Annotated in this window: 11 protein-coding genes; 8 read left to right on the forward strand and 3 right to left on the reverse strand. The window is 41.1% G+C overall.

Annotated features, from left to right (window positions below; all coding sequences use genetic code 11):
* The first annotated feature begins 67 nt into the window (after nt 1–67).
* From C727_RS0107615 to C727_RS0107625, 3 genes are all read left to right on the forward strand, one after another.
* Nucleotides 68–1597 (forward strand): fumarate hydratase, encoded by a 1530-nt coding sequence (locus C727_RS0107615; RefSeq protein ID WP_017445031.1) that lies wholly within the window; start codon nt 68–70, stop codon nt 1595–1597.
* Between the two features lie 95 nt (nt 1598–1692).
* The gene (locus tag C727_RS0107620) at nt 1693–2961 is read left to right on the forward strand and encodes a DNA recombination protein RmuC (protein WP_051008728.1); all 1269 of its coding nucleotides are present in this window, start codon (nt 1693–1695) and stop codon (nt 2959–2961) included.
* Between the two features lie 112 nt (nt 2962–3073).
* The gene (locus tag C727_RS0107625) at nt 3074–3979 is read left to right on the forward strand and encodes a phytanoyl-CoA dioxygenase family protein (protein ID WP_017445033.1); all 906 of its coding nucleotides are present in this window, start codon (nt 3074–3076) and stop codon (nt 3977–3979) included.
* A gap of 4 nt (nt 3980–3983) precedes the next feature.
* Here the strand turns inward: C727_RS0107625 and cysS are convergent, their stop codons facing one another.
* Nucleotides 3984–5366 carry a cysteine--tRNA ligase gene (cysS, locus tag C727_RS0107630; protein WP_017445034.1) on the reverse strand — a complete coding sequence of 461 codons (1383 nt, stop codon included), beginning with the start codon at nt 5364–5366 and terminating at the stop codon, nt 3984–3986.
* A 143-nt stretch (nt 5367–5509) separates the two neighbouring features.
* Here cysS and C727_RS0107635 point away from each other — a divergent pair, with 143 nt between their 5' ends.
* The 5 genes from C727_RS0107635 (at nt 5510) to phoR (ending at nt 10515) form a co-directional block, all read left to right on the forward strand.
* A complete protein-coding gene (locus C727_RS0107635) occupies nt 5510–6001 on the forward strand; it encodes a peptidylprolyl isomerase (protein WP_017445035.1) in 492 nt (163 codons plus the stop codon).
* A gap of 6 nt (nt 6002–6007) precedes the next feature.
* Nucleotides 6008–6736 carry a UDP-2,3-diacylglucosamine diphosphatase gene (locus tag C727_RS0107640; RefSeq protein ID WP_017445036.1) on the forward strand — a complete coding sequence of 243 codons (729 nt, stop codon included), beginning with the start codon at nt 6008–6010 and terminating at the stop codon, nt 6734–6736.
* A 73-nt stretch (nt 6737–6809) separates the two neighbouring features.
* Nucleotides 6810–8264 (forward strand): ribosome biogenesis GTPase Der, encoded by a 1455-nt coding sequence (gene der, locus C727_RS0107645; protein WP_017445037.1) that lies wholly within the window; start codon nt 6810–6812, stop codon nt 8262–8264.
* Nucleotides 8265–8484: 220 nt separating this feature from the next.
* The gene (phoB, locus tag C727_RS0107650; protein ID WP_017445038.1) at nt 8485–9174 is read left to right on the forward strand and encodes a phosphate regulon transcriptional regulator PhoB; all 690 of its coding nucleotides are present in this window, start codon (nt 8485–8487) and stop codon (nt 9172–9174) included.
* A 3-nt stretch (nt 9175–9177) separates the two neighbouring features.
* Entirely contained in the window at nt 9178–10515 is a 1338-nt protein-coding gene (gene phoR, locus C727_RS0107655) for a phosphate regulon sensor histidine kinase PhoR (protein ID WP_017445039.1), read from the forward strand.
* On the opposite strand, the gene ppx is transcribed toward phoR, so the two are convergent.
* Nucleotides 10502–12013: an exopolyphosphatase gene (gene ppx, locus C727_RS0107660; protein ID WP_017445040.1), complete on the reverse strand. Its 1512-nt coding sequence runs from the start codon at nt 12011–12013 to the stop codon at nt 10502–10504. The two genes, phoR and ppx, sit on opposite strands and share 14 nt — an antisense overlap.
* Nucleotides 12014–12037: 24 nt before the next feature.
* Nucleotides 12038–14119: a polyphosphate kinase 1 gene (ppk1, locus tag C727_RS0107665; RefSeq protein WP_017445041.1), complete on the reverse strand. Its 2082-nt coding sequence runs from the start codon at nt 14117–14119 to the stop codon at nt 12038–12040.
* Nucleotides 14120–14171 lie beyond the last annotated feature (52 nt).

A 14171-nucleotide genomic window follows, 5' to 3' on the forward strand; every position in this document is an offset into this window, starting at 1 on the left:
TGGGAATGAAGAGTATCATAACCTAGATTGAAAATAAAAAGACAAGTGACACCACAGAGGAAAAAATATGAGCACCATCCGCCAACAAGATTTTATCGACAGTATCGCTGATGCGTTACAGTTTATATCCTATTATCATCCACTTGATTATATTAAAGCTGTTGAGCAAGCTTACCACAAAGAGATTAATCCAGCTGCAAAAGACGCTATGGCGCAGATTTTGATTAACTCTCGTATGGCAGCTGAAGGTCATCGCCCTGTTTGTCAAGACACAGGTATAGTCACCTGCTTTGTTAAAATCGGCATGCAAGTACAATGGGATAAACATGATTTAACCGTTCAACAAATGGTTGATGAAGGGACCCGTAGAGCCTATTTAAACCCAGACAATCCACTACGTGCCTCGATAGTCGCTGATCCGGCTGGCAGTCGAAAAAATACCAAAGACAACACTCCATCAGTGGTCCACATTGATATGGTCGCCGGTGACAAAGTTGAAGTCATGATAGCGGCAAAAGGGGGTGGATCTGAGAATAAATCTAAAGTGGTTATGCTCAACCCCAGTGACTCTATTGTTGATTGGGTACTAAAAACTCTGCCGACTATGGGCGCAGGTTGGTGCCCGCCTGGCATGTTAGGTATAGGGATAGGAGGCACAGCCGAAAAAGCCGCTGTGTTGGCAAAAGAAAGTCTGATGGATCCAGTTGATATTCAGGAATTAATCGAACGTGGACCAGAAACTACCGAAGAAAAACTACGTATTGAGCTGTATGAAAAAGTTAACCAGTTAGGTATAGGGGCGCAGGGATTAGGCGGTTTAACAACCGTTGTTGATATAAAAATAAAATCCGTACCCACTCACGCAGCTTCAAAACCAATTGCAATGATCCCAAATTGCGCTGCAACTCGCCATGCACATTTTTATTTAGACGGTAGCGGGCCGGCCGAATTTAATCCACCCAAATTAGAAGAATGGCCCCAAGTGACCTGGGAACTTGGTGACAATGTACGTCGAGTCAATGTGAACCAAGTGACTCAAAAAGACGTTGAAAGCTGGCAAGCCGGTGATACTGTTTTATTGTCCGGTAAAATATTGACCGGCCGTGATGCGGCACATAAACGTATTCAAGATTATCTAGCTCGTGGTGAAGCATTGCCTAATGGTGTTGATTTTAAAAATCGTTTTATTTATTACGTCGGCCCAGTTGATGCGGTTGGTGATGAAGTGGTGGGGCCGGCCGGTCCGACGACAGCGACAAGGATGGATAAATTTACCGATATGATGTTATCTGAATGTGGTTTGATGGGTATGATAGGTAAAGCCGAACGGGGGCCAGCAGCCGTTGAATCTATTAAACAGCATAAGGCGGTTTATTTAATGGCAGTGGGCGGTGCAGCTTATTTGGTTGCAAAAGCAATTAAAAAATCAAAAGTGGTGGCTTTTGAAGATCTCGGTATGGAAGCTATTTACGAATTTGAAGTGGAAGACATGCCAGTCACTGTAGCGGTTGACTCAAGCGGGAACAATGTGCACAAAACAGGTCCTGCCATTTGGCGAGCCAAGATAGAAGAGCTTGATCAAAAGCTTACCGATTAAACACTTTTTTGCGCTGCCAGCCGGCGGCGCATTGCCTCAGCCCCCGCTTCTATGTTAGCTTACCTGTAAATTTTTACAGTGTTCTACAAAATACTATGACAGAGTTTCAAATGATAGTATGCAGTGGTTTGTTGATTGTATTCGCATCCCTGTTATTTTTAGTGCGTCAGATAGCACAGATAAATAAACACCTAATAGTTCACAATGAACGTAATCTTGATGTAAACGAGGCGCTGAATGATTTGCGGATTTCGATTATGAATCAGCAGCATGAGTCTTTTGCGGCGCTTGAACATAGGCAAAACCAAATGGCCAACCAGTTGATTAATCAGCTTCAGCAGAATGAACATAACGCATCTGAAGCCCGCTTACATTTAGTAGAAACTCTTAACCGACAACATTCAGAGCATCGAAATGAATTGGTTAAAGCGGTTGATAAACAAAGCCAACAGATGAATGAACAGCTACAAAGGCTGGCAAATATAACCGAACAACGGCTTGATAAAATGTCGCAGCGAATGAATGAAAAACTGAGTGAAGGGTTTGAAAATACAGTAAAAACTTTTTCAGATATTTTACAGCGTCTGGCGTTGATCGACGAGGCGCAGAAAAAAATCAGCGAATTGTCTGGTAATGTTGTAAGTTTGCAAAATGTGCTGACCGACAAGCGTAGTCGAGGCGCTTTTGGCGAAGTGCAACTGAATGCATTAATTGATAACGTATTGGCGCCCGATCAATATGCACTACAAAAAACACTTAAAAATGGTCGCATCGCAGACTGTATTTTATATTTACCAAAACCGACTGGGCACATAGCGATCGATGCTAAGTTTCCGTTAGAAAGTTTTCGCAAAATGACTCAGAATGAAAACAATGAGCAATACAAACGTGTCTATCAACGCCAGTTCAAAATAGATATTAAAAAACACATAAATGATATTGCACAGCGGTATATACAGCCACCTGAAACTGCGGACAGTGCCATTATGTTTTTACCAGCCGAAGCTATTTTTGCCGAAATACATGCCTATCATAGTGATTTAGTCGAATATGCTTGGCAGCAAAAAGTCTGGATCACGAGCCCAAGTACGTTAATGGCGGTATTGACCACAGCCCGTGCAGTCTTAAAAGATGAAGCAACCCGAGGTCAGATGCATCTGATTCAAAAGCATTTATTAGCGCTTGGTGAAGATTTTGTTCGTTTTCAAGGGCGATTTGACCAGTTGGCTAAACACATTAATCAAGCCGCGACCGATGTGCAAAAAATCCATACATCAGCAGGAAAAATCAGTGAACGCTTCAAATCTATTGAGCGAGTTGAAATTAGTGAGCAAATCGATAAAATTTCTCCGTCACAAAAGTGAACTAAAAATGCTCACGTCACATACAAAGAGAGCAGATCATTTTAGATGTGCTAAACAAAGATTAATCAAGGTGGAAATTAGTACGAAACAGACAAACTGATAGGAGGTTTATATGCACACGGCTCAGGATCTATATCCATCCAGAGTTGGGCAGCAAGAAAAAATTATTAATCGCAAAGATCCCGTAGTATATGGCGATCAGCAATCAGAAAGCCCTTGGTCCCTAAGTCCATCCCAGCTAAAACAATTTGATGAAGACGGATTTCTGGTTTTACCAAATTATTTACCGTCTTTGGTCGACTCTATCAAAAATGAAGCTCAAGTTTTAAAAAAGAAATTGGCTGGTCGTGATGAGCGTGTTTTAGAGCCCGATAGTGGTGAATTACGCAGTTTGTTTGCGTTGCACAGACACAGTGAATTTTTAGCTGACGTTAGTCGAGATGCGCGTATTTTAACCCCTGTTGAACAAATATTGGCTTCGCAGGCTTATGTCATGCAATCACGGCTAAACATTAAACCGGCTTTTAAAGGTAAATCCTTTGCTTGGCATTCAGATTTTGAGACTTGGCATGTTGAAGACGGGATGCCGAGAATGCGGGCCGTTACGGCTTGGATCATGTTAACTGAAAATACCCCCTACAATGGTCCCTTGTATGTTGTGCCTGGCTCACACAAAAAATTCGTCTCTTGCGAAGGCACAACCGCGCAGGATAATCATAAAACTTCATTACGGCAACAAAAAGCTGGAGTACCTAAGCCAGAGAGCCTGGAAGCTATGTTAGACGATAAAGGCATTCAAGGGATCTATGGCCCGCCGGGCACGCTAGTTTTGCATGAATGCAATATTTTACATGGTTCACCGGATAATTTATCACCTTGGCCACGTTCAATTGCCATGTTTGTTTATAATAGTGTAAAAAACAAAGTACAAGAGCCGTTTGGCGGTATTAAACCCAGACCAGAGTATTTATCTGATCCGGATATGACACCGCTTAAAAAATCAACAAAGTTGATTTGATTGCTTACTTTTTACGCCACTGAGTGCCGCCAGCGCCGTCTTCTAATACAATGCCCATTGCAGTTAATGCATCCCGGGCGGCGTCGGCGGTGGCCCAGTCTTTGGCTGCGCGTGCATCGTTTCTTTGTTTAATCAAAGCTTCAATTTGTGCGACTTCATCTGAGTTCTGACCGCCCTGTAAAAATTCATCTGCTGGTGATTGCAAAATGCCCAATAAATCAGCTAAACCTAATAATATACTGGTTAGTTGGCTAGCCTGTGCGGTGTCAGATTGTTTGGCTGCATTAATTTCTCGTGCCAAATCAAATAACACAGACAGTGCGACTGGGGTATTAAAATCATCATCCATTGCCGCACAGAATTTATTCACAAAAGGATTAGCTTTATCTAAGGTTGTTCGCTCTGCTTTGACACCTCGGATAGCTGTGTATAAACGTTCTAATGAAGCTTGTGCTTGTTGTAGGTTTTCTTGCGAATAATTTAACTGGCTTCGGTAGTGGCCTGACAGTAAAAAATAACGCACAGTTTCGGCAGGGTAGGCTTGCAAAACTTCGCGTATGGTGAAGAAGTTGTTTAACGACTTAGACATCTTTTCCTGATTGACCTGCACCATACCTGTATGCATCCAATAATTTACATAAGGTGTTTCTAGTGCGCAGCAGGACTGTGCAATTTCGTTTTCATGATGTGGAAATGATAAATCTGAACCACCGCCATGAATATCAAAGTGTGCACCTAAAATTCGGTTATTCATCGCCGAGCATTCAATGTGCCAGCCCGGACGACCATTGCCCCAAGGTGATGACCAGCTAGGTTCATCGGCTTTAGCCATTTTCCACAGAACAAAGTCTAACGGGTTATCTTTTGCAGTGTCTAAATCTACCCGCGCACCCGCTTGAAGTTGACTGATGTCTTGACCACTTAATTGTCCATATTGAGGAAAACTAGCCACACTAAACATAACGTCGCCATTGCTTGCAATATAGGCGTGGTGTTTATCCAGTAGGCTTTGGATCATTTCTATCACTGCATCCATATGCTCGGTGACTTTTGGCTCGGTATCTGGACGCAATAAGTTTAACGCATCAAAATCCTGATACATATCCGAAATCGTACGTTCGGTTAGTTGCTCACAGCTTTCGTTATTGGCTAATGCACGCTTGATGATTTTATCATCCACATCCGTAATGTTGCGTACATAATGCACTTGATAGCCAGAAAAGCGTAAATAACGCACCATATTATCAAATGCTAAATAGGTGCGGGCGTGGCCTATATGACACAGATCGTATACGGTGACACCACAAACATAAAGACTGATTTTACCCGCTTCAATTGGGTTAAAGGTTTCTTTTTGTCGACTTAACGTATTATATATCTGTAACATTATTCACATTATCCAATCAGGGTTGTAGTAAAATTTGGCCGCTATTCTAACACTGCGTTCGACAAAAGTTAGATTTTTATTTCCCCTGAGCGGTTTGCGTGAGTACAATAGCCACCTGTTTTTAATTAAGAGCATTCACTCGTATGATAATTTTTAAAACGACTTTAGGTAATATTAAGATTCGTTTGTTTGAAGAACAAGCGCCAGCGACAGCAGCAAACTTTTTGCGTTACGCCAAAGAAGGTTTTTACAATGGCACTATTTTTCACCGTGTTATTGATAATTTTATGGTGCAAGGCGGTGGCATGACTGAAGACATGGAACAGAAATCAGGACATGAACCCATCAAAAACGAAGCAAACAATGGTTTGAGTAATAAAGTAGGGACTCTGGCCATGGCACGTACGATGGATCCGCATTCAGCAAGCAGCCAGTTTTTTATCAATGTTAAAGATAATACGTTTTTAGATTTCCGCAGCGAAACTATGGACGGTTGGGGTTATTGTGTGTTTGGCGAAGTGATTGAAGGCATGGACGTTGTTGAAAAAATTAAATCGGTAAAAACGGGCAATCACGGTATGCATTCGGATGTCCCTTTAGAAGCCATTAAAATTGAAGAGACTGAAGTAGAATAGGTCGCTATGCGAGTATATTTTATTTCGGACTTACATTTGAGTGCCGAGCGCCCGGATATGACACGGGCGTTTTTGCAATTTTGCCATCAATTACCGGATGACAGCAGTGCCATTTATATTTTAGGCGATTTTTTTGAGTACTGGGTCGGCGATGATGAAAACGCGACATGGTTAAAGCCTATCAAATCCGCGTTAAAGCATATCCAGCAAAGTTTATGTCCTGTTTATTTTATTCACGGTAACCGCGACTTTTTACTTGGTAAAAGGTTTGCCAAAGAAACAGGTGTGCAGTTATTAGATGAGCATACTGTGATTGAATTGTTCGGCCAAGCAGCTGTCATATTGCATGGTGACAGTCTGTGTACCCAAGATGAGCCTTACCAAAAGTATCGAAAAAAGGTACGTTTAAAGTGGTTGCAGTGGGTATTTACCCGTTTATTAAGTAAAAATACACGGCATAAAATTTTTGGCGCTGGCCGTGCAAAAAGCAAAAATAAACAAGCTGATCAAAACAATATGCATCTGTTAGATGTGAATCCGCCTGCTGTGAAAAAGTTAATGCAGGATGTGAGCGTTCAACTTATGATCCATGGTCACACTCATAGACCTGGGATTCATTTACATGATTTAGAACCGCAACGTGGTGTCAGAATCGTTTTAGGTGATTGGTATCATCAGTCAAGTGTATTAGAAGTTGATGAATGTGGCTTTTATCTGCATACTCAGCCACTATAAATTGCATCCAGTACCCGCTAACGTATATAATCCGCATCCCTTGCAAATGCCCGTTTTTCTGTGGAGTTAAACCATGATCCCTGTTATTGCCCTTGTTGGACGTCCAAATGTTGGAAAATCAACGCTGTTTAATCGATTTACGCATAGTCGTGACGCCTTAGTGGCAAACTTTCCCGGTTTAACTCGCGATCGTCAATATGGCCAAGGCAGTTATGGTGCCTATCAATTTATTGTGATTGATACCGGCGGCATTACGGGAGATGAGCAAGGCATTGACGCAGAAATGGCCGGTCAATCTATGGCCGCGATAGACGAAGCTGATATCGTCATGTTTATGGTGGATGCTAGGGCAGGGGTGACCGCTGCTGACCAAATGTTAGCGATGCACTTACGTAAAATAAACAAACGAGTGTACTTGGTTGCAAATAAAACAGATGGCATAGATGCAGATTCAGCAACCGCTGAGTTTTATGCGTTGGCCCTTGGTGACGTACACCAAATAGCCGCTGCTCATGGCCGTGGTATCACAGGTTTAATTGAAAAAACCTTTGCACCTATTATTGACGAGTTCCCAGAAGCTTATGTGCCTGAACCGGATGACGAATCAGCCGATTTTGATGAACAAGATGAACCACAAATTGAAGACGATGATGACGACAAACCGATAAAATTGGCCATTGTGGGTAAACCTAATGTTGGTAAATCAACGCTGACCAACCGGATTCTGGGCGAAGAAAGGGTTATTGTTTTTGACATGCCAGGGACTACACGAGACAGTATTTATATTCCGATGGAACGTGATGGTCAGGCTTATACTTTGATTGATACAGCCGGTGTTAGGCGACGCAAGAGTATTCACGAAACCGTTGAAAAGTTTTCTGTGATTAAAACACTTAAAGCGATCGAAGACGCAAATGTTGTATTATTGGTGATAGATGCGCGTGAAGGTTTAAGTGAGCAAGACCTCAGCTTATTAGGTTTTACCCTAAACTCGGGGCGTTCAATCGTGCTGGCCGTGAATAAATGGGACGGATTGGATACAGATGTAAAAGACCGTATTAAATCTGAAATTGATCGCCGATTAGGTTTTATAGACTTTGCCCGCTTACACTTTATCTCTGCACTACATGGTACAGGGGTTGGGCATTTGTTTGAGTCTGTGATTGAAGCTTATCAATCCGCTACGCGTCGTTTGACAACCTCCATGTTAACTCGAATTATGGAGAGCGCCCAAGAAGAGCACCAACCACCTCTGGTACGTGGCCGGCGTGTTAAATTAAAATATGCCCATGCAGGGGGTCATAACCCTCCTGTCATAGTTATTCACGGCAACCAAGTTCATGATCTGCCTGATGCCTATAAGCGGTATATGATGAATTATTTCCGCCGGAGTCTGGAGTTGATGGGAACACCTGTCAAAATTGAGTTTAAAGAAGGGAACAACCCCTTTGCAGGACGCAAAAACAAACTAACGCTAAGCCAAGTGCGTAACCGTAAACGCATGATGAAACATTATAAGCGTAAATAAAACATGCAGTTTATATGACACTTTGATGAAATTTATATTCCAAGTGTCATATAAAATTTTCTCTCCTAAATTTATAAATAATTGAATTTAAATGGTATTTTTTAGGGTGTTTTTTGTTTTTTCAAAAAACCACTAGATTTTATCGTTTGTATTTAATAAAAATGTCAAACTATTGCCAGATAATCAAAATAATTGTTTTATAAATTAAATGAGATAAATCATGTCGAGTCGAATTCTGGTTGTTGAAGACGAAATGCCAATCCGAGATATGTTGGTATTTGCGTTAGAACAAAAAGGGTATTACACACTGGAAGCTGAAACCTTTAGCGAAGCGCTTGAGAAAATCACAGAACCTTACCCTGATTTAATTTTGTTGGACTGGATGTTACCTGGTGGTAGTGGCATTCAATTAGCCAAGCAGCTAAAACAAAATGAATTTACCCGCAATATTCCAATTATAATGCTGACCGCTCGTGGTGAAGAAGAAGATAAAATTCGAGGTTTAGAAGTCGGTGCTGACGATTATATGACTAAACCTTTTTCACCAAAAGAATTGCTGGCGCGAATTAAAGCTGTCATGCGACGTGCAGCGCCAACCAGTGTAGAAGAAACAATAAAGATCCAAGGATTACACTTAGATCCAGTTTCTCACCGCGTGTCTGCTAATGAAGATGGTTTAGATATGGGGCCGACAGAGTTTAAGTTGTTGCACTTTTTTATGTCACATCCAGAGCGTGTCTACAGCCGAGAACAATTATTAGATCATGTCTGGGGAACTAACGTATATGTTGAAGATAGAACGGTAGATGTACATATCCGCCGTTTGCGTAAAGCTATCTCACTACATGGCCATGATAAAATGATCCAGACTGTGCGCGGCGCAGGTTATCGTTTTTCGTCTAAAGTATAAACAATGCCGTTAGCCAAACATTTTTACCGAGTTTTTTACCGCTTACTCCTTTTATTAGGGTTTGCGGCTTTATTGGGTCTAATCATTGATCAAATGTATCTCTGTATTGGTTTGGTGCTATTGGTATTGGTGCTTTGGTATAGCTATAACTTAATACAGTTAAGTGACTGGCTAAGCAGTAAAAAAAATCTTTATCCACCGTCAAGCAATGGTCTTTGGTCAGAGATTTTTGATGGTATTTATCGGTTGCAAAAAAAGAACCGGCAAAGACGTAAAGAGCTAGGCCAAGTGTTAAAGCGGTTTAGAGATGGTGCCGAAGCCTTGCCCGACGCTGCCGTGGTGGTTGAAAGCTCAGGGCAAATTATCTGGTGTAACCGCTTGGCCCGCCAGTTGTTTGGTTTGCGGTGGCCAGACGATAATGGGGTTTTGATTACACATCTGTTGCGTTATCCCGAGTTTATTCAACATTTTAATTTGCATGCTCAAAGCCAGACTTTGCCAGAAGAGCCGGTGTTGATCCCTTCACCGACTCGGCGTGATAGCATTATAGAGGTCCGTATGGTGCCTTACGCGCTGGGTCAAATTTTGATTTTGGGACGTGATGTGACTCAGATGCAGCGCCTGAATCAGATGCGTAAAGACTTTATTGCAAATGTTTCTCACGAGCTACGTACGCCGCTAACAGTTCTGCAGGGCTATTTGGAAATGATGCAAGATCCCGATATGGCGCAAGCACTGCCGGGCACAAAAGCTGTAGATATGATGTCAGATCAAACCATTCGAATGTTTAGTCTGGTGAATCAATTGTTAGTTTTATCCCGTATCGAAGCGAACGAAGAAAATATTTTTGAACATGTCGTTGATGTACCTAATTTAATGAGCCTGATTGAAAAAGAAGCCAATCAGTTAAATGCTGATAAAGGTCATAAAATCCGCTTTGATATTCACCCACAAGTAAAAATTTTTGGTGTTGAAGAAGAACTTCGTAGCGCTTTTACTAACTTGATCAAAAATGCAATTCGTTACACGCCTGCTGGCGGAGAGATTGACGTTATATGGTGTTACTGCAAAGACAAAGGCACGGCATGTTTTAAAGTATCAGATAACGGAGATGGTATTGAAGAAAAACATTTAAATCGGTTAACTGAGCGATTTTACAGAGTAGACAAAGCCCGCTCACGTGCTACCGGGGGGTCTGGGTTAGGGTTATCTATCGTAAAACACGTTTTAGCACATCATAAAAGTGAGTTAGAAATAAGTAGTGTGGTAGGTGAAGGTAGCCGGTTCTCATTTTCGTTCCCGGCTGATATGGTTGTTTTTGAAGAGGTCAGCAAAAATTAAAATTAAAACCTGCTTCACTTTGCATCTGGGATTCTAATTCTAGATCGGCCATTAGCAGGGGTTGTTGATCTAAAAACCCATCTGGAAACTCTATTTTAATGTCTTCTTTTGATACGTTAACCGCATAACCTGGAAGATAATTTTCGATTCGGCGCAAGTTTAAAACCGAGGCGATTCTCAGGACCCGAATCAAACGCACAACTTGATTCTGTTTAAACAGGTTGAAGTTGCTTAATTCATTAAGTTTGAGTTTTTTACGGTGAAAACGGCACAAGTTTGCGATCAATAATTGCTGCTCAGTATTAAAACCGGGCATATCGGTAAATTGCAAAATATAAGCCGAGTGTTTGTGGTACGCGGTAGAATGAATGTGTAAACCAATTTCGTGTAAACAAGCTGCCCAAGCTAACAAATGTTTATATTCGTCACTGTCAAACCCCCATTCATTTTTGACTTGGGTGTAAATAAAAGCGGCGGAAACACCCACTCGGTTTGCTTGTTTTAGATCGATCGCATACCTACTACGTAAACTTTCAACAGTGCGCTGGCGAATATCATGATGTTGAAATCTATCTTCCATTTCGTATAAAACGCCTTCTCGAAGCGCAGCGTCTTCATACACCATAGCTTTAATATCCAGGCTATCAAACGCTGCGATCAATACCGCTAAACCACCCGCTAAAACTGGTCGCCTATGCTCACTAACACCCGGAATATCTATTTTATCCACATGCCCATAACTAATAAGCGTTTGTTTTAGTTTTTCTAAGTGCTTAGCTGTGATCTGATCCTGGCTCCAGCCGTTTTGGCGGATGGCTTCTCGAATGGCTTTAATTGTGCCAGACGTTCCATGGACAGTTTGCCATCCGGTTGTTTTGTAATCGTCAGAAATCGGCTCTAATTCTTGTTCTGCAGCAATGATGGCCCGTTGGAAACAACGTTCAGTAATTTTTCCTTTGGCAAAAAACTGCTGGGTATAACTTACGCAGCCCATTGAGCGAGAGTTAACTCTAAGCGGGGTAAAATGCTTGCCAATAATAAACTCAGTGCTCCCCCCACCAATATCTATCACAAGGCGGTTGTCATCTCCGGCGACCGTGTGAGCGACACCTTGATAAATTAGTCGTGCTTCTTCGGTACCTGGAATGATCTCAATAGGATAAGGGAACACTTCCCAAGCCCGTGTCAAAAACTCATTCGCATTGGTGGCTTTGCGTAGGGTGTAGGTTGCAACCACTCTGACTGAACTTTGTGGCAAACCTTGAAGCGTTTGAGCCATTTGAGTTAGGGTTTCTAGGCCACGACTCATCGCTGCTTCGTCAAGCAGGTTATCTTCACTAAGCCCCTCTGCAAGTCTGACCCTATGTTTAATTTTATGCAAAGTTTGCAAAGATCCATCGACAATTCGAGCAACAATTAGATGAAAACTATTGGAGCCTATGTCGAGTGCAGCGACCGTCTCCGCGGACGGCCATTGTTGAGTTTCTTGTAAAGACATGTGTTTCCGTTTTTGGTGGTCCAGCTATTTATTGTCTGGGCTTTTATAAGTTTTTTCAACGTTTTTTAAATAGTTGTAAATTTCAACTTGTGAGCGTAATTTTTTACGGTTGCCGCGAGAAACATATTGATTTGTTTGCTCAGCGTCGATAAGTCGCGCTTTAGTTGTATCTTTAAATTGTAGCTCAAAAATATCAATGATACGTTGTTTTAAGGTTTCTTCGTAAATAGGGCAACTCACTTCTATTCGGTGTTCTATATTTCGGGTCATCCAATCGGCTGATGAAATATATACTTTTTTATCACCATTATTTTCAAAAATCATCACCCTAGGGTGTTCTAAGAAGCGGTCGACTATGCTGATTATTTCGATATTTTCACTGAGCCCTTTAACCCCTGGGACGAGTGCACACATACCTCGGATAATCATGCGGATCTTGACCCCAGCCTGGCTCGCTTCGTAAAGCTTTAAAATAATAGGTTCATCCACCAAATTATTGACTTTAACTGAAATCTCAGCTTTTTTACCAAGCCGTGCATTGCTTATTTCTTGATCTATCATCTGGGTGATGCCTAAGCGTGTATTTATTGGCGAAACCATTAAATGATAGAACTTAAATCTTTTATAACTGTGTTGAATAAAATCAAATACGTTTTCTACTTCCCGAGTAATTTCTTCATGCCGCGTGAACAAACTAAAGTCTGTATAAATTTTCGCTGTTTTTTCGTGGAAGTTCCCTGTTCCTAGATGTGCATACCGAACCGTTTCGTTCCCTTCCAAACGATGGATTAAACAAAGTTTAGAGTGAATTTTGAGTGTTGGAATACCAAACTGAACCTTGATCCCTGCGTCTGTCATGATGCGAGACCATTCAATATTGTTTTCTTCGTCAAAGCGGGCTTTTAGCTCAACCACAACAGACACTTTTTTGCCATTTTTAACTGCGTCCATTAATGAGTGGATAATGCGAGAGTTTTTAGCAACACGATAGATATTTAGGCGTATATGTGTAACAGCAGGGTCAAATGCCGCTTGGCGAACTAATTCAGTAAAATGGTCAAAGGTGTGATACGGGTAATATAATAAAATATCTTTTTCACTGATTGCATCAAATGCACTGTCATGGTTTGCAAACTGCTGATTAGTTAGGGCTGGCAATGACGAATTTTCTAAGTACTTGCGCCCAAAGTTTGGATAACCAATAAAATCTTTAAAGTTACGATAACGACCGCCTGGCAATAGACCTTCATTGGTGTCAGAAATATGCAATTGTTTTTTCAAAAATTGCAGCATTTCTGGCGGCATTTCCCTATCGTAGACAACTCGAGTTGGATCTGAACTAAATCTTTGTTTTAAGCTTTCAGACATTTGTTCGACTAAACTTTGATCGATCTCATCTTCAATATAATATTCTGCATCTCGGGTTAATTTAAATGAGTATGCACAGATGTCTTCAAATTCAAAAAATCCTCGGAAGATGGTTTTTAGGTTTAGCGTGATAATGTCATCTAACAAAATCACTTCTTTTTTAACTTTGCTTTTTTCTGCAGGCAAAAGTACAAACCGAGAAACCTCATCAGTAGGTACATCTATGATGATATATTGGCGCTGATTGTTATTCGATATTTGAACGGCAAGATAGGTTGTATTGTCGTTTAAAAGATCAATCAGGTGCCGAGTTGACGATGGGATGATAGGGCGAATATGTTTTAATACATTGTCTTTAAAATATTGCTCCAACCACTCAATATGAAAAGCAGATAATTTATCAGGCTCGACAAAATAGATCTTATGTTTAGATAATTGGCGAGTTACATCTTTATAAATGGCGTCAAATTGGCTCTGCAATTGTAAAACCTTATCTTGCATTTTAACCAATAATTTAGCTGATACTGGGGTTTCACCATGCTCCTTTTCGATAAGAGCTTTACGACGAACATCGGCAACTCGGACGCGGAAAAATTCATCTAGGTTATTTGAAAAAATACCTAAAAATCTTACTCTTTCTACAACAGGAACAGAGCTATCTGCTGCTTCTTGTAAAACACGCTCATTAAACGAAAGCCAACTGAGTTCTTTTTCAAAAAATAATTGTTCTTTTGCCATAATATATTCGTCGAATTGATTTTAAACATCTATTAAATACACTGAATATTTC

This window comes from Gayadomonas joobiniege G7 (assembly GCF_000300815.1).
GTDB classification, from domain to species: Bacteria; Pseudomonadota; Gammaproteobacteria; order Enterobacterales; family Alteromonadaceae; genus Catenovulum; species Catenovulum joobiniege.